Annotated in this window: 14 protein-coding genes and 2 pseudogenes; 14 read left to right on the forward strand and 2 right to left on the reverse strand. The window is 62.7% G+C overall.

The window, feature by feature from the left end:
* Window positions 1-60: 60 nt before the first annotated feature.
* A complete protein-coding gene (locus H2O14_RS28840; protein ID WP_312858583.1) occupies window positions 61-546 on the reverse strand; it encodes a hypothetical protein in 486 nt (161 codons plus the stop codon).
* Window positions 547-624: 78 nt separating this feature from the next.
* On the opposite strand from H2O14_RS28840, the gene H2O14_RS09470 reads away from it, so the two are divergent.
* A complete protein-coding gene (locus H2O14_RS09470) occupies window positions 625-1,197 on the forward strand; it encodes a TetR/AcrR family transcriptional regulator (RefSeq protein ID WP_182827449.1) in 573 nt (190 codons plus the stop codon).
* A gap of 14 nt (window positions 1,198-1,211) precedes the next feature.
* On the opposite strand, the gene H2O14_RS09475 is transcribed toward H2O14_RS09470, so the two are convergent.
* Entirely contained in the window at window positions 1,212-1,829 is a 618-nt protein-coding gene (locus H2O14_RS09475; RefSeq protein ID WP_182827450.1) for an MOSC domain-containing protein, read from the reverse strand.
* Window positions 1,830-1,884: 55 nt separating this feature from the next.
* On the opposite strand from H2O14_RS09475, the gene recR reads away from it, so the two are divergent.
* The 13 genes and pseudogenes from recR (at window position 1,885) to H2O14_RS09540 (ending at window position 17,300) form a co-directional block, all read left to right on the forward strand.
* Window positions 1,885-2,490: a recombination mediator RecR gene (recR, locus tag H2O14_RS09480; RefSeq protein WP_182827451.1), complete on the forward strand. Its 606-nt coding sequence runs from the start codon at window positions 1,885-1,887 to the stop codon at window positions 2,488-2,490.
* Between the two features lie 62 nt (window positions 2,491-2,552).
* Window positions 2,553-3,776, forward strand: coding sequence for a lytic murein transglycosylase (locus H2O14_RS09485; RefSeq protein WP_182829324.1), 1,224 nt, complete (start codon window positions 2,553-2,555; stop codon window positions 3,774-3,776).
* A gap of 152 nt (window positions 3,777-3,928) precedes the next feature.
* A complete protein-coding gene (gene rimP, locus H2O14_RS09490; protein ID WP_182827452.1) occupies window positions 3,929-4,531 on the forward strand; it encodes a ribosome maturation factor RimP in 603 nt (200 codons plus the stop codon).
* A 50-nt stretch (window positions 4,532-4,581) separates the two neighbouring features.
* Complete coding sequence (gene nusA / locus H2O14_RS09495) at window positions 4,582-6,213, forward strand: transcription termination factor NusA (RefSeq protein WP_182827453.1); 1,632 nt, start codon at window positions 4,582-4,584, stop codon at window positions 6,211-6,213.
* Between the two features lie 20 nt (window positions 6,214-6,233).
* Window positions 6,234-6,880: pseudogene (locus H2O14_RS09500) on the forward strand (RNA-binding protein).
* 69 nt (window positions 6,881-6,949) lie between these two features.
* Window positions 6,950-9,736 (forward strand): translation initiation factor IF-2, encoded by a 2,787-nt coding sequence (gene infB, locus H2O14_RS09505; RefSeq protein ID WP_182827454.1) that lies wholly within the window; start codon window positions 6,950-6,952, stop codon window positions 9,734-9,736.
* Between the two features lie 690 nt (window positions 9,737-10,426).
* Entirely contained in the window at window positions 10,427-10,639 is a 213-nt protein-coding gene (locus tag H2O14_RS09510) for a hypothetical protein (protein WP_182827455.1), read from the forward strand.
* 124 nt (window positions 10,640-10,763) lie between these two features.
* Window positions 10,764-11,174, forward strand: a complete 411-nt coding sequence (rbfA, locus tag H2O14_RS09515) for a 30S ribosome-binding factor RbfA (protein ID WP_182827456.1) — start codon at window positions 10,764-10,766, stop codon at window positions 11,172-11,174.
* 7 nt (window positions 11,175-11,181) lie between these two features.
* Window positions 11,182-12,111 carry a tRNA pseudouridine(55) synthase TruB gene (gene truB / locus H2O14_RS09520; RefSeq protein ID WP_182827457.1) on the forward strand — a complete coding sequence of 310 codons (930 nt, stop codon included), beginning with the start codon at window positions 11,182-11,184 and terminating at the stop codon, window positions 12,109-12,111.
* Between the two features lie 166 nt (window positions 12,112-12,277).
* The gene (gene rpsO, locus H2O14_RS09525; RefSeq protein WP_137156911.1) at window positions 12,278-12,547 is read left to right on the forward strand and encodes a 30S ribosomal protein S15; all 270 of its coding nucleotides are present in this window, start codon (window positions 12,278-12,280) and stop codon (window positions 12,545-12,547) included.
* A 226-nt stretch (window positions 12,548-12,773) separates the two neighbouring features.
* On the forward strand, window positions 12,774-14,915 hold the full coding sequence (pnp, locus tag H2O14_RS09530; protein ID WP_182827458.1) for a polyribonucleotide nucleotidyltransferase: 2,142 nt from the start codon (window positions 12,774-12,776) through the stop codon (window positions 14,913-14,915).
* A gap of 118 nt (window positions 14,916-15,033) precedes the next feature.
* Window positions 15,034-16,049: pseudogene (locus H2O14_RS09535) on the forward strand (class I SAM-dependent methyltransferase).
* A gap of 237 nt (window positions 16,050-16,286) precedes the next feature.
* Complete coding sequence (locus tag H2O14_RS09540) at window positions 16,287-17,300, forward strand: helix-turn-helix domain-containing protein (RefSeq protein WP_312858584.1); 1,014 nt, start codon at window positions 16,287-16,289, stop codon at window positions 17,298-17,300.
* The last annotated feature ends 31 nt before the right edge of the window (window positions 17,301-17,331 follow it).

Consider the following 17,331-nt stretch of genomic DNA (forward strand, 5'->3'; position numbering starts at 1 on the left):
CGCGCGGCAGGTCTTCGAGCCACCCTAACTTTCGTCCCGGAAAATAACCTGCCGCCATCGTCAGCATCGGCATGACGACATGCCATTTGAGAAATAGCGCACTGCGCCGCCCGGCGCGATAATCCGGCCAATAGGCATATTGCGCGCCGACAGTGAGCATACGGCTGATCTGGCCGGCATTATCGGCATAGCCGGGCAGAAAGCCGCCGATGGAATGCCCGACCACCAGAACCGGCAGATCCCACGCCGTCTGACGGACATGGGCGAGAACGGCCGCGAAATCCTTCTCCCCCAGTCACGCCAGCGATAGCCCGATCCGCGCAACCGCTCCGGACGCGAGAGGCCGATGCCGCGATAATCATAGGTCAGCACATGATAACCGTGTTCGGCGAGAAAGCGGGCATAGGCATGGTAGAAACGCGCCTGAACGCCGGTGGCGCAATTGACGACTACGACGCCCTGTTCATCGCCGAGCCGTCTCGGCCACCAGTGGCCGCCGAGGCGCATTCCGTCCTCACAGACGATCTCGACTGCTTCTGGCTCCATTCCGCACCTCCCCTCGCCTCTTCCAGAGTGGCGGAAATGGCGGCTTGTGTATACTCACTGGTCAGTATACTTTCGGCTATGACCGAGACAGACACGCGTGAAAAGATCATTGCCGCCGCCAACCGGCTGTTTTACCGAGAGGGCATTCGCGCCGTCAGCGTCGATGCGGTGGCGGCTGAAGCCGGCATTACCAAAAAGTCGCTCTATTATCACTTCAAGAGCAAGGACGACCTGGTCGCCGCTTATCTGGACTATCGCGACCAGCCGAGCCTGGGCGCGTTTCAAAAGCGGTTCGAGGCTTCAAAGGGCGCGCTGCCTGAGAGGATCGCCGGCCTGTTCGATCACCTCGCTGTCGCCGCCGCCGATCCGAAATGGAAAGGCTGCGGCTTCCTTCGCACGTCCGTGGAACTCGCCAACCTGCCGGGCCACCCTGCGATCGTGAGCGGCGCAGCCCACAAGAAGCGGCTGGAGGCTTGGCTTCAATCTGTTTTCGATGACGCCGGGCTGGCCGACGCCGAGGCGCTCGCCCGCCAGATCCGTCTTTTGATCGACGGGTGCTTCGCCGTAGTGATGCTGCATCGTGACCCCGGCTATATGCGCGAGGCCGGCGAGGCCGCGCGCTGTCTCGTCAATGCCGCTCTGGCGAAGTGAACGGGGTAGAGCCGCTATTTCGCGAGGATCATCACGCGCAGCCTTTCACCGATCGGCGCGGCGAGGAAGCGGCGCTTGGCATCCTCGTCCAACCGCTTGCCATGGGTGCGCATCAGTTCGGGCATGCCGATGCGGTCTCCGGCGACCGGCATGTAATCGACAGTGTCGCCTGCACGCACCACGCCCTCTTCGAGAACGCGGGCATAGGCGCCGGGGCGGGCCGCGGCGGCGTAGCGCTTGACCATCAGCGGATCGCCCATATGCGCGGCGAACGTGGCGCAGGGCGTGCGCGCGGATGTGATTTCGAGCAGCACGTCTCCGATCCGAAAACGGTCGCCGACCGCGACGTGGCGATTGTCGAGGCCTTCGATCAGCAGGTTCTCGCCGAAGGTTCCGGCAGGCAGGTCCCGCCCCAACTCCGACCGCCACCAGTCGTAGTCCACCGACCCCTCGATATAGACCGCCTGGTCGGCGCCGCCATGATATTTGCGGTTGATGATCCGGTCGCCGGCCAATCCCTCACGGCCGATCATCACGGGATGGTCGACGGGGCGTTTGTCGATGCCGCTCCTGCCGGAGGATTTCCCCGCCACGGGTTTGGCGTCGCCGATCGAAACTGCGAGCAGGCGCATGGTTTTTCCTCCGGGTGATTCACAGATCCTCGATAGATGCGCTAAAAGCCTCGGCATGGCAAAACGAGTCACCGGCCCCGAAATCGAAAAACTGATCCAGCTGCTGGCGAAAGTGCCGGGCCTCGGCCCGCGTTCGGCCCGGCGGGCCGCGCTGCATCTCGTCAAGAAGAAGGACCAGTTGCTGGGTCCCCTGGCCGGCGCGATGGCGGAGGCGCATCAGAAGGTGCGGATCTGTTCCTGCTGCGGCAATGTCGACACGATCGACCCGTGCACCGTCTGCACGGATGAGCGGCGCGACCACACCGTCATCATCGTCGTAGAAGACGTTTCGGACCTCTGGGCGCTCGAACGCGCCGGGGCCATGAACGCCGCCTATCACGTGCTCGGCGGCACGCTGTCGCCGCTCGACGGCGTCGGACCCGATGACCTCAACATACGTGGGCTGATCGAGCGGGTCATGGGCGGCGCGGTGAAGGAAGTCATCATCGCGGTGAACGCGACGGTGGAGGGCCAGACCACCGCTCATTACATCACCAGCCAGTTGGCTGGACTGGATGTGAAGATCACCCGGCTCGCACATGGCGTGCCGGTGGGCGGCGAACTCGATTATCTCGACGAAGGCACGCTGACGGCCGCGCTGCGCTCACGCACGTCGATCTGAGGAGGATTGCGATGAATTTTCCTGCCCGCTTCCGGGATGCGTCCGCATTGGCGAGAGGCTTGATGCTCGGCCTTACCCTGGCCATCGCCGCCACGGCGTCACCCGCCTCAGCAGTCTCACAGGCTGCGGTGGAAAAGCAGTTCAACGCCTGGATCGAGACGGAAATCTGGCCGGAAGCCGCCGCCGAGGGGATCTCCCGGCAATCCTTCGAACGCGCCTTCGCCGGCGTGCGCATCAACTGGAAACTGCCCGATCTCGTGCCGCCGGGAACCAAGCCGCCGAAAAAGAAGGCGCAGACGCAGGCCGAGTTTTCGAGCCCCGGACCTTATTTCAACGAGAAACGTCTGGCGGGCCTCGCCGCGACCGGCCGCGCCTATGCGGGATCGCACAAGCGGCTTCTTGCCCGCATCGACCGCGAATTCGGGGTGCCCGGCGAGATCGTGCTGGCGATCTGGGGTCGCGAAACCGGCTATGGCAGGGCCAAGATCACCGCGTCAGAAATGGACGTGCTGGCGACCATGGCCTTCATGTCCGAGCGCAAGCCGCTGTTCCGCAAGGAGTTGATCGCAGCGCTCACGATGGTCGAGCAGGGCGTCGATCCCGCTGTGATGAAGGGCTCCTGGGCGGGCGCGATGGGCCAGCCGCAATTCATGCCGACCTCCTACCTGAAATATGCGGTGGATTTCGACGGCGACGGCAAGAAGGACATCTGGAATTCCGTACCCGACTCGCTCGGCTCGATCGCCAATTATCTCCGGCTGAAGGGCTGGGAGGCACATCGCAGTTGGGGTTTTGAGGCGTCCATCCCGGCGAAAGTCTCCTGCGCCCAGGAAGGGCCGGATCTTTCCAAACCGATTGCCGATTGGGCCGCGACCGGGATCACCCACGTCACCGGCAAGGATTTCCCGCGCGACGAGATGAAGCGCGCCGGCATGATGCTGGTTCCGGCCGGGCGCCATGGTCCGGAGTTCATCGTCACGCCGAATTTCTACGTGATCAAGGAATACAACAATTCCGACCTCTATGCTCTGTTCATCGGCAATCTCGCCGATCGCATCGCCTATGGCTCAGGCGCTTTCCGGGCGGAATGGGGTTCGGTCGGCCATATGCTCCGTTCGGATGTCCTGGCGATGCAGAAGCGGCTCGCCGCCAGGGGTTACGATGTCGGAAAGGTCGATGGCCTGCCTGGCTACAAGACCCGCCGCTCCATCGGCATGTGGCAGCAGAAAGCGGGCCTCTCGCCCACCTGCTATCCGGACGAAACTCTGCTGAAGAAGATCCGCTGATCACGTTATGATCACTCGGACTGGCCGCCTCTTGCTTTTCGCTGCGCGAAAGAGTAAACAAACCTCAAATCTTGATCACGTCGATGAAGAGTGGGCCCCGCAAGGACCCGCTCTTTTTTATTAGCTCCGGTCTGCCGGGGAAACGAGCGCTTATGAACGATACGGTTATCGAACCGAGACTGATAGTCGAAACAGGCATCGATGCGCGCGTGGCGCAGATCATCGAGCCGGTCATTATGGAGCTGGGCTACCAGCTCGTTCGGGTGAAGCTGTCCAACCAGAACGGCCTGACCCTGCAGGTCATGGCCGAGCGGCCGGACGGCACAATGACCGTCAACGACTGTGAAGCGATCTCCATGGCGATCTCGCCGGTGCTCGACGTCGAAGATCCGATCGACAAGCAGTATAATCTCGAAATCTCCTCGCCCGGTATCGACCGCCCGATGGTCCGCAAGGGCGACTTCCTGAAATGGCAGGGCCACATCATCAAGTGCGAAACCTCGGTGATGGTCGAAGGGCGCAAACGCTTCAAGGGCAAGATCCTCGAGGTCACCGAAGAGGGCTTCGTGCTCGAACGCGACCAGATCGGCTACGGCGAAGAGCCGCAGGTGGCCATTCCTTTCGCCTCGCTGGCCGAAGGCCGGCTCATTCTCACCGACGACCTGATCCGTGACGCGCTCAAGGCCGACAAGGCCGCCCGCGCCGCCGCCAATCAGAACGACGCAGACGATGAAGACATGGAGGACGAAGGCTGATCGCCTTCATTCTCGATAGAAACTGACCATCAGAACGGAGACTTAAGACGATGGTAGTGAGTGCAAACAGGCTGGAACTCCTTCAGATCGCCGACGCGGTTGCGCGTGAAAAGTCGATCGACCGCGAGATCGTGCTGGCCGCCATGGCCGACGCGATCCAGAAGGCGGCGCGCTCGCGCTATGGCACGGAGTCCAACATCAAGGCCGACATCAACCCCAAGACGGGCGAGATGAAGCTGCAGCGTCTCCTGGAAGTGGTCGAACATGCGGAGGATTATTCCCGCGAGATCCCGCTTCTGCTCGCTCGCGACCGCAACCCCGACGCCCAGATCGGCGACTTCATCGCCGATCCCTTGCCGCCGATGGATTTCGGCCGCATCGCCGCCCAGTCCGCCAAGCAGGTCATCGTCCAGAAGGTGCGCGAAGCCGAACGCGACAAGCAGTTCGACGAATATAAGGACCGCATCGGCGAGATCATCAACGGCACCGTCAAGCGCGTCGAATACGGCAATGTGATCGTCGACCTCGGCAAGGGCGAAGGCATCATCCGCCGCGACGAAATGATCCCGCGCGAAGCCATGCGTCCGGGCGACCGCGTCCGCGCCTTCGTCTACGACGTGCGCCGCGAACAGCGCGGTCCGCAGATCTTCCTGTCGCGCACCCATCCGCAGTTCATGGTCAAGCTCTTCACCATGGAAGTGCCTGAGATCTACGACGGCATCATCGAGATCCGTTCGGTCGCCCGCGATCCGGGTTCCCGCGCCAAGATCGCCGTGATCTCCAACGATTCGTCGATCGATCCGGTCGGCGCCTGCGTCGGTATGCGCGGCTCCCGCGTCCAGGCCGTGGTCGGCGAGCTTCAGGGCGAAAAGATCGACATCATTCCCTGGTCGAACGATCCCGCCACCTTCATCGTCAACGCACTGCAGCCGGCGGAAGTCGCTAAGGTCGTGCTCGATGAAGACGCCGAGCGCATCGAAGTTGTGGTGCCGGACGAGCAGCTGTCGCTGGCCATCGGCCGCCGCGGCCAGAATGTCCGTCTCGCATCGCAGCTGACCGGCTGGGACATCGACATCATGACGGAGGCGGAAGAATCCGAGCGCCGTCAGAAGGAATTCAACGAACGCACCAAGCTGTTCATGGACGCCCTCGACGTCGACGAAATGGTCGGCCAGGTGCTCGCGTCGGAAGGCTTCGCGCAGGTCGAGGAACTCGCCTTCGTCGACTCCTCGGAAATCTCCTCGATCGATGGTTTCGACGACGAGACCGCGGAAGAGATCCAGAGCCGCGCTCGCGACTTCCTCGACCGTCTCGAAGCGGAAATGGACGCCAAGCGCCGTGAACTCGGAGTCGAGGACGAGCTCTACAAGATCGACGGTCTGAACGCGAGCATGCTGGTGGCGCTCGGCCAGGACGGCATCAAGACCATCGAGGACTTCGCCGGCTGCGCCGCCGACGACCTCGTCGGCTGGACGGAAAAGAAGAACGGCGAGACCAAGCGCTATGAAGGCTTGTTCTCGAAGCTCGACATTTCCCGCACCGACGCCGAGGCCATGATCGTCCAGGCGCGTCTCGCCGCCGGCTGGATCACCGAAGAAGATCTCGCTCGCGAGCAGGAAGCGCTCGCCGCCGAAAGCGGCGACGAAGGCGAAGACGACGCGGAAGAGCAGCTCGAAGGCTGAAGCCGAAGGAACGACAGCCGATGAAGGCCGACAGCGCCGAACAGGACGATGATTTCGTGAGCGAGCGCATGTGCCTCGTGACCCGCGAAACTCTGCCGGCCGAAGAGATGATAAGGTTCGTCGTCGCCCCTGACGGGGCGGTGACGCCGGATCTCAAGAAGACGCTGCCGGGACGCGGCTGTTCGATCAAGGCCGAGCGGGCGCTGGTGGAAAAGGCGGCGCGCAAAGGACTGTTTGCGCGCGCCTTCAAGAAAGAGGTCAAGGCGGGCCCGGAGCTCGCCGACCTTGTCGACCGTCTTCTCGTGACCCATATGACGGGCATGATGAACATGGCGCGAAAGTCAGGGAAATTCCTGTCGGGCGCCACGCGCGTGGACAACGCCGTACGCTCCGGCGAGGCGCTGGCCGTGTTTCACGCCACCGATGCGGCCGCCGACGGCGTGCGCAAAATCGCTCAGGCGCGCAAGGCCTGGGCATTGACGATGGAAGAAGAGGAGCCCCCGTCTTCCAGCTGCTTTCTTACCAGGAAATGCAGGAACTCTTGGGCGATAATGCATTTATCCACGCCGTAGCGCTTGCAGGGCAGGCCGGTGAGGGTGTAGTGAAGCGCGCGAAACTGCTCGATACCTATCGTGGCGGCAGTCGGCCTATTGCTTCAATCGAATGATGCCGCGATATCAGTAAGGCGAAGGGCGCCCGTGAACGCACGGTTATGCTCTGGAAAAACGGGACCGGAATGACGGACAACAACGACGACAAGACCCTCCATGTAACAGGCAAGAAGACTCTGACACTGAAACCGTCGGGCCTGAGCCAGGGAACGGTGCGCCAGGACATGGGTCGCGGGCGCACGAAGGCTGTTGTCGTGGAAACGCGCAAGCGCCGTCCCACGCGTCCTGAAGACGAAAAGCCCGTAACGCCCGTCGTTGCAGCCGCTCCCGCAGCGCCGCGCCCGCCGCAGCCGCAGGCCGCCGCGCAGCAACCCGCGCCGCGCATCCAGTCCGAGCCGCAGCGCCGTCCCGACCAGGGCCAGCAGCGCCGTCCGGACCAGAACAATCAGCAGCGTCGTCCCGACAATCAGCAACGCCGTCCCGATCAGGGCCGCCCGCAGCAGCGCACCGGCAATGTGTTGAAGGATCTGTCTCCGGGCGAGATCGAAGCACGCCGTCGCGCGCTCGCCGAGGCCGCAGTCCGCGACGCCGAGGAAGCGCGCCAGCGGGCCGAAGAAACCGCGCGTCGTGAAAAGGCCCTGGCTGAAGAAGCGGCGCGCCGCGCCGTCGAAGACGCCGAACGCGCCAAGATCGAAGCCGAACGCGCCGTCGAGGAAGCCAAGGCTCCGCCCGCCGCCGACGTCGCCGCTCCGGCGCAGCCGGCCCCGGTGGTCGCCCAGCCGTCTGCCGAACAGCCCCGTCGTGCGGACGCCGCTCCGCAGGTCCGTCGTCCCGACAGCCGCGCTCCGGCCGCCGCGCAACCCGCTGCGCCCGCCAAGACGCCGACTGGTCCCGCTCGCGGCCCGGCCGGTCGTGGTCGCCCGCAGGATGACGAAGAAGAACGTCGTGGCGGTCCCGCTCGCGGTAAGGTCGCCTCGCGCGTCGAGGCGCCGAAGCCGACCCGCAAGGTCGAAGACAACAGGCGCGCCCCGGCGAAGGTCGTCGTGACGGGAGACGACGACGACGGTTCGCAGCGCGGACGCTCGCTGTCGGCCATGCGCCGCCGGCAGGAGAAGTTCCGCCGCAGCCAGATGCAGGAAACCCGTGAAAAGGTGATGCGCGAAGTGATCCTGCCCGAGACGATCTCCATCCAGGAACTGTCTCAGCGCATGTCCGAGCGTTCGGTCGACGTCATCAAGTTCCTGATGAAGGAAGGCCAGATGCTCAAGCCTGGCGACATCATCGACGCCGACCTGGCGGAACTGATCGCCGTCGAATTCGGCCACACCGTCAAGCGCGTCTCCGAATCCGACGTCGAGACCGGCATTTTCAACCGCGAGGACGACGAAGGCGAAATGCTGCCGCGCGCTCCGGTGGTCACCATCATGGGCCATGTCGACCACGGCAAGACCTCGCTGCTCGACGCCATCCGCAACGCCAATGTCGTCTCCGGCGAAGCCGGCGGCATCACGCAGCACATCGGCGCCTATCAGGTCGAGAAGAATGGTCACAAGATCACATTCATCGACACGCCCGGCCACGCCGCCTTCACGGCGATGCGCGCCCGCGGCGCCCAGGTGACCGACATTGCGGTTCTGGTGGTTGCGGCAGACGACAGCGTCATGCCGCAGACGATCGAATCCATCAATCACGCCAAGGCGGCCGGTGTTCCGATCGTCGTGGCGATCAACAAGATCGACAAGCCGACTGCGAACGCCCAGAAGGTGCGCACCGAACTGCTTCAGCACGAAGTCTTCGTGGAAAGCATGGGCGGTGAAGTGCTCGATGTCGAAGTGTCGGCCAAGACCGGCCTCAACCTCGATAAGCTTCTCGAAGCCATCCTGCTGCAGGCCGAAATCCTCGACCTCAAGGCCAATCCGAACCGGACGGCCGAAGGCTCGGTGGTGGAAGCCAAGCTCGATCGCGGTCGCGGCTCCGTCGCAACCGTTCTCGTACAGAAGGGCACCCTGAAGCCCGGCCAGATCATCGTCGCCGGCGACCAGTGGGGCCGTGTGCGCGCGCTCGTCAACGATCGCGGCGATCACATCAAGGACGCCGGTCCGGCCATGCCGGTCGAAATTCTCGGTCTTCAGGGCACGCCCCAGGCCGGCGACAAGTTCGCCGTGGTCGAGAACGAAAGCCGCGCCCGCGAGATTGCCGAATATCGCCAGCGTCTGACGCGTGAAAAGGCTGTGGCCCGCCATGCCGGCCAGCGCGGTTCGCTCGAACAGATGATGACGCAGCTGACCGCCGCCGGCGTTAAGGAATTCCCGCTCGTGATCAAGGGCGACGTGCAGGGCTCCATCGAAGCCATTGCCGGCGCGCTGGACAAGATCTCGACCGACGAAGTCAGGGCCCGGATCGTTCATTCCGGCGCCGGCGCCATCACGGAATCGGATATTTCGCTCGCCGAAGCATCCAACGCCGCGATCATCGGCTTCAACGTCCGCGCCAATCCTCAGGCGCGCGACGCTGCGGAACGCGCCGGCATCGAGATCCGCTACTACAACATCATCTACGACCTGACCGACGACGTGAAGGCGGCCATGTCCGGCCTGTTGTCGCCGGAACGCCGCGAAACCTTCCTCGGCTATGCGACGATCAAGGAGGTGTTCAACATCACCAAGGTCGGCAAGGTCGCAGGCTGCCAGGTCACCGAAGGCAAGGTGGAGCGCGGCGTGGGCGTTCGCTTGCTGCGCGACAACGTGGTCATCCACGAAGGCAAGCTCAAGACCCTCAAGCGCTTCAAGGACGAAGTCTCCGAAGTGCAGGTCGGTCAGGAATGCGGCATGGCCTTCGAGAACTACGAAGACATCCGCGCGGGCGACGTCATCGAATGCTTCCGCGTCGAGCACATCACCCGCACGCTGTAACAGGCGTCGGTCAGAAACAATCAATGGCGGCTTCGGCCGCCATTTCTATTTGTGCAGAGCGCCTTATCGAGGGTCGAACTGACGGCGTCTGCGTTTTCCTCGACCGCCTCCCGGCCGCTGCACTGCAAGATCTTGCAATCCCGGCGCAAGCCTCGCGCGATGCAAGAGGGGTAATGTCTCTCTTGCGGCGTCTGGCGCCTGGAACATGATGATCCACCCCTATCAATGCCTGACGCCGCCAATTCATCGTTCAGGGGAAATCATCAATGCGTTACCAGGCTTGGCAACGGGTATTATCGGCTTCGTTCGAACGCCAGCCGAATGAGCATGCGGACGTCATCCTGTCTTCGGGCAACCGCTTGTCCTCGACGCGGGCGCCCCGCCTCAATCTCTTCACGGTCGGCGTCGCCACCGCATTCGGCCTTGCCATCGGGGCCGCGCTGGAGGCCTACAGGCGCTTCATCCTGCCGGACCTCGTCGGCCTGGACTCGGTGCCGCCCCTATCCGTCATCCTGCTGCAACTTCTGCCATTCCTCCTGTTGATTTCCGCCCTCATCCTGGGTCGCGCCTATTATCTCGAAGGCTTGAAGAAGCTTTCGCTCGCTTCGGAGATCGCCCCCGGGCGCCTTCATCGATATCGACGTCTACGAGACCGGCGTCGAGACGTCGTCCGGCGAAACCACTATATGGATGCCCTGGACCTCGATCCGCGAGATCAATGTCGGCAAGAAACGGATCGAACTGGTCGGTGACGGCTTCACCGCCTACTTCCCGGAACGAGCCTTTTCCGACAAGGCCGCCTATAGCGACGCCCTGCTGACATTTTCCAAGCTGCACCGGGCCGCCCGAAAGGCGTCGGACCAGCGCCTGGAGCCCGCTTTCGATCTTGCGCCGGCCGAATAAGCGCCAGGCAGCGCCCGCCGCCCAACCTAAACAGACTGCCTGCCTTGACGTTCAGCGATAAAAGGTTCATTGGACCCAGCTTGTAAGAAGTGGCGACCAAGATCGCCCGCTAGCCGGAAACACCATGACCAAAGCCACCACCTCGGCTCCCTCGCAAAGAATGTTGCGAGTGGGCGAACAAGTCCGTTCCGCTCTGACGCAGATTCTCCAGCGCGGAGATGTTCTGGATCCCGTGATCGACGGCGCGGTCGTCTCGATCACCGAAGTCCGCATGTCGCCGGATCTCAAGATCGCCACGGCCTATGTCGCGCCGCTCGGCGCCGCGAGCCACGACGCCGTCGTCGCCGCACTCAATCGCAACGCTCGCTTCATTCGCGGCAAACTGTCGCCAGCGCTCCGCCAGATGAAATATATGCCGGAAGTCCGTTTCCGCGACGACACCAGTTTCGAGAACTTCCGCAAGATCGACGAACTGCTGAAATCGCCCGAGGTCGCCCGCGATCTCGATCGTGACGACGCCGACGCAGACGAGTAAGCCTTCCATGTCCAAGCCCAGAAAGCCCAAAGGTCGGCCGATTTCCGGCTGGCTCATTCTCGACAAGCCGGTGGATTTCGGCTCGACCGAAGCGGTCTCCAAGATCAAGTGGTTGTTCAAAGCCCAGAAGGCGGGGCATGCCGGCACGCTCGATCCGCTGGCGTCGGGCATGCTGCCCATCGCTCTCGGCGACGCCACGAAGACCGTGCCTTACGTGATGGATGGCCGCAAGATTTATGAGTTCACCGTCGCCTGGGGTGAGGAGCGAACGACCGACGATCTCGAAGGAGAGGTTTCGAAGACCTCCGACAACCGCCCCGGCGAATCCGACATACGGGAGCGTCTTGCGCATTACACCGGCGTCATCGAGCAGATCCCGCCGCAATTCTCGGCCATCAAGATTGCCGGGGAGCGGGCCTATGATCTGGCCCGCGACGGCGAAATCGTGGATATTCCGGCCCGGGAGGTCGAGATCCACCGCCTCACTTTGTTGAAGGCCGAGACGGATCGCGCCTATTTCGAAGTCGAATGCGGCAAGGGCACCTATGTGCGGTCCCTCGCCCGCGATCTCGGCCGCGACCTCGGCTGCTACGGCCATATTTCGGAATTGCGTCGCACCTATGTCGCCCCTTTCGACGAAGACAAGATGACGCCGTTGGCCGACCTCGTCGCGCTCGAGGAAATCGAGGATATGGACGAACGGCTCGCGGCTCTCGACGCCTATCTCATCGACACGGCCGAGGCGCTTGCCGCCCTTCCCCACCTTCCCGTCAACGAGGATCAGGCGCGGCGCATCAAGTCCGGCAACCCCATCATTCTGCGCGGGCGCGATGCGCCGCTCCCCGCCCCCGAGGCCTACGCCACGATCAAGGGCGAATTGCTGGCCATCGGGGCGATCGAAGAAGGCGAGTTCAGGCCCAAGCGCGTGTTCGGCTGAGAACAGATGCAGATCGAGGGGCCGCGCGAGCGGCTCTTCCTTTTGTGACGTTTTCGTTTATACGCCGCGCAGGTTTGGGGAACTCCCGCTCCTGTTCACTGGCCAATGCTGGACGACATCCCGGCTTTGGGCGTCTTTCAAATCCAAAAAATGAAAGGATTTACCGATGTCGATCACTGCTGAGCGCAAGGCCGCCCTCATCAAGGAATACGCCACCAAGGAAGGCGACACCGGCTCTCCGGAAGTCCAGGTCGCGATCCTCACCGAGCGCATCAACAACCTGACCGAACACTTCAAGGGCCACAAGAAGGACAACCACTCTCGTCGTGGCCTTCTGACCCTGGTTTCCAGCCGCCGTTCGCTTCTCGACTACCTCAAGAAGAAGGACGCGGCCCGTTATCAGAAGCTGATTTCGGCCCTCGGCATTCGCCGCTAAGACTACCGGCGGGAGGCGCAAGCCTTCCGCCGTCTGCTTTTCCGGCCAGAAGCCGGAGCCACCGGGCGCAGATAGGCTGTCGCCCGGCACACTCACCGCCCATCATGGGGCAGGATTGCAGTCGGTTTCGCTCCATCGGGAAACCCGCCGCTGTCTTGCCCGTGATGTGCACTACTGGCGTCCCGCCGCGCAAGCCGCGAAAGGCCGCACACACGAAGGACCAACTATGTTCGAAACCCACAAGGTCGAAATCGAATGGGCAGGCCGCCCGCTGATCCTGGAAACGGGCAAGATCGCTCGCCAGGCTGACGGCGCCGTGCTCGCCACCTATGGCGAAACCGTCGTTCTCGCCACCGTCGTGTCCGCCAAGGAACCGAAGCCCGGCCAGGACTTCTTCCCGCTGACCGTGAACTATCAGGAAAAGACCTATGCCGCCGGCAAGATCCCGGGCGGTTACTTCAAGCGCGAGGGACGTCCGAGCGAAAACGAAACGCTCGTTTCCCGCTTGATCGATCGTCCGATCCGTCCGCTGTTCGCCGAGGGCTACAAGAACGACACCCAGGTCGTCGTCACGGTGATGCAGCATGACCTCGAAAACAATCCGGATGTGCTCGCTATGGTCGCGACCTCGGCGGCCCTGACGCTGTCGGGCGTTCCCTTCATGGGTCCGGTCGGCGGCGCCCGCGTCGGCTACATCAACGGCGAATATGTTCTGAACCCGCATCTCGACGAGATGGACGAAAGCGCGCTCGACCTCGTGGTCGCCGGCACGTCCGACGCCGTGCTGATGGTGGAATCGGAAGCCAAGGAACTCAACGAAGAGATCATGCTCGGCGCGGTCATGTTCGGCCATCGCGGTTTCCAGCCGGTGATCGACGCGATCATCTCGCTTGCGGAAGCCGCCGCCAAGGAGCCGCGTGATTTTACCGCTCCGGATCATTCCGCTCTCGAAGCCGAAATGCTCAAGCTGGTGGAAGACGAACTGCGCGCCGCCTACAAGAACACCGAAAAGGCCGTTCGCTACAGCGCCGTCGACGCCGTCAAGGCCAAGGTCAAGGCGCATTTCGTCGACGCCGAAGGCGCCAGCACCTACACGTCCGACGTCATCGGCTCCGTGTTCAAGGAGCTGCAGGCCAAGATCGTCCGCTGGAACATCCTCGACACCAAGAGCCGCATCGACGGCCGCGACCTGGAAACCGTTCGTCCGATCGTGTCTGAAGTCGGCATTTTGCCGCGCACCCATGGTTCGGCGCTGTTCACCCGCGGTGAAACGCAGGCGATCGTCGTCGCCACGCTCGGCACAGGCGAAGACGAGCAGTATGTCGATTCCCTGACCGGCATGTACAAGGAACGCTTCCTGCTGCACTACAACTTCCCTCCCTACTCGGTTGGCGAAACCGGCCGCATGGGTTCGCCCGGCCGCCGCGAAATCGGCCATGGCAAGCTCGCCTGGCGCGCCATTCGCCCGATGCTGCCGACGGCTGAGCAGTTCCCCTACACGCTGCGCGTGGTCTCCGAAATCACCGAGTCGAACGGCTCGTCCTCGATGGCCACGGTATGCGGCACCTCGCTCGCGCTGATGGACGCCGGCGTTCCCTTGGCGAAGCCGGTCGCCGGCATCGCCATGGGCCTCATCCTCGAAGGCGACCGCTTTGCGGTTCTCTCCGACATCCTCGGCGACGAAGACCACCTCGGCGACATGGACTTCAAGGTCGCCGGCACCGCCGACGGCATCACCTCGCTGCAGATGGACATTAAGATCGCCGGCATCACCGAGGAGATCATGAAGGTCGCTCTCGGCCAGGCTCAGGGCGGCCGCAAGCATATTCTCGGCGAGATGGCCAACGCCATTTCCGAGAGCCGCGGCCAGCTCGGCGAATTTGCTCCACGCATCGAAACGATGAGCATCCCGGTCGACAAGATCCGCGAAGTCATCGGCACGGGCGGCAAGGTGATCCGCGAGATCGTCGAAAAGACCGGCGCGAAGATCAATATCGAAGACGACGGCACGATCAAGATCGCCTCCGCTTCGGGTAAGGAAATCGAAGCGGCCCGCAAGTGGATCCATTCGATCGTCGCCGAACCGGAAGTGGGTCAGATCTATGAAGGCACGGTCGTCAAGATCGCCGATTTCGGCGCCTTCGTGAACTTCTTCGGTCCGCGCGACGGTCTCGTCCACATTTCGCAGCTCGCCTCCGAACGCGTCGCCAAGACCGGCGACGTGGTCAAGGAAGGTCAGAAGGTCTGGGTCAAGCTGCTCGGCTTCGACGAGCGCGGCAAAGTGCGCCTGTCCATGAAGGTCGTCGACCAGACGACCGGCAAGGAAGTCGCCGCCGAGAAGAAGAAGGACGGCGAAGACGCCGAATAAGCGTCTCTGTCCCTCATGACTTTGGGCGCGGGCTTCGTCTCGCGCCCTTTTGCTATCTATCATCGCGGCGAACCTGCGCGCAGGCGCGAGCGTGAAGCCCCGGAGGCCAGACACCCACATGACAAGAGACGCCGTCAAAACCCTTTTCCACCCCTTCGTGATCGACATGTTGACGCCGCCGATCGATGGCGAACGCACGCTCTTCCTCGGCGCCGAGACCGGCTACGACCTGCCCGAGGGCTTCTGCCCCGATATCCTCGCCGTCCAGCCCTTCAAGCCGCTGTACGAGGCGCTGAAGCGTCGAGGCGTCAATGTTCAGGCGGAAGTCGAGGGCGATGGCTACGACTACGTCCTGATCCTGATGAGCCGGCATCGCGGAGCCAACGAGAACTCTGTCGTGGATGCGCTCCGTCGATCCAATCCCGGTGCGCGCATCGTGCTCGCCGGGGCCAAGGAAGACGGCTCGCAATCGCTGCGCAAGCGGCTGAATGGGCTCGGCGTCGAGACCGAACATCTGGCCAAGCATCACGCCCAGGCTTTCTGGTTCACGCGGCCCGACGACATAGCGCCGCTGGCCGCAGCCTTGTCGACGCCGGACGTGGTGGTCGAGGGCAAATTCGTGACCGCGCCCGGCATGTTCTCGCATGCGGAAGTCGACGCCGGATCGCGCTTCCTGGCCCGCTACCTGCCGGAAGGCTATCGCAAGGCGGTCGCCGATTTCGGCGCCGGCTGGGGCTATCTGTCGGATGCGCTGCTGCAGAAATCGCCCGGCGTCGAGCGGGTCGATCTCTATGAGGCGGACTTCGCATCGCTGGCGGCCGCCCGGCGCAACCTGACCGCCGTCGGTTCCGCTTCCAATGTGCGTTTCTTCTGGCACGACCTAGCGCGGGAAGAGGTCAAGCATCACTACGATCTCATCATCATGAACCCGCCCTTCCACGAAGGGCATGCGACCGAACCTGGTCTGGGCCAGACCTTCATCAAGACCGCCGCCAAGGCGCTGAAGGGGGCGGCGAGTTGCTGCTCGTCGCAAATCGCGGCCTGCCCTACGAATCACTACTCGCCGAACTCTTCAAGAGCTCGGAAGAAGTGGCGCGCAACGCCCGATACAAGGTTCTGAAAGCGCGTCGTTAGGCGCGGCGGGCGGGGTCTGTCCACAGGCCTCTCCTCGCCTATCTGAGAGAAACCCTGGCGGGCGCTGAATCGGCAGCGCCCGTTTTCGTTGGTAAATAAATACATCTAATTGATTTATATATTTGTTTTGCGCGTCCTCGAAAAATCACACATGGACAGGATCAGTAACTTAGGATATTCTCATCTTACGCCAATAAATTAGCAGAACGCGCCATGTATCGGGGATCTCGCACCGAAGTGGATAAATATTCAGCGCCGTCCGGCCTCGCATCGTCGATCGGGGCAACGGCGGCCGAGTATGGCATCGACATCGTGCCGATCTGCAAAGCGCTCGAACTCGATCCCAACTCGTTCACCGATCTGACCGGCCGCGTCAGCATCGACCGAATGTGCCGCCTTCTGGAAACCTGCGCGCTTCTCGCTCACGATGAGGCGTTCGGGCTCAAGGCCACTGACAAGTTTGTGCCGGGCTCGACCGGTCCATATGGTTACGGCCTGATGATGGCGCCGACGGCGCTGGATTTCTTTCGCTTCATGGGCGCGCATCAGCAGTTCATCGCCGACACATCCTATTGTCGTTTCGTCGTCGACCGCACCTGCGCGGAGCTCACTTATACATTCTCGCCGCTGATCGTGAAGCGCGATCAGTATGTCGATTTGGGCCTGGCGCTGGTGCTGCAACGGCTGCGCACTTTTCTCGGACCGCAAACGGATTTGGTCGAAGTCGGGCTGGAGCGAAATAAACCTTCCGATCCGTCGCTTTATCGGGAAAAAATGTCCCGGAAAGTGGTGTTTGGACAGAGAATGAACTGGCTGCGTCTTCCGGCCGAGCTGTTTGATTTCCGTAATCCTTACGGCGACGAGAAGCTTTTCAGGTTGATGGATCTGCAGTGCCGCAGCCTTCGTCCGGAGCGCAGCGACACATTGAGCTTTCGTGACGAGCTCAAGGAATTCATCCTGTCGCGGGTCACGGACAATGCGATCGGCCTTGCCGAAGCCGCCGGTTATTTCCGCGTCTCCGAGCGAACGCTGCAACGCCGACTGGCGGAAGCGGGCACCAGCATCCATGATCTCCGCGACGAAGTGCGCAGGGAATTGGCGGAGCGGCTCCTGTCGCATACCGAGCTGAGCGCCGGGGAAATCGCGCATCGTCTCGGCTACTCCGCGCCGAGCGCCTTTTCGCGGTCGACGGTTCGCTGGTTCGGACAGACGCCTCGAGACTACCGGAAACACCAGGCCGGCAACGCCTGAGGTTAGACCCGAAGAGCCTAATCCGTCGGCA

Source organism: Rhizobium sp. G21 (genome assembly GCF_014158035.1).
Classification (GTDB): Bacteria; Pseudomonadota; Alphaproteobacteria; order Rhizobiales; family Rhizobiaceae; genus Rhizobium_E.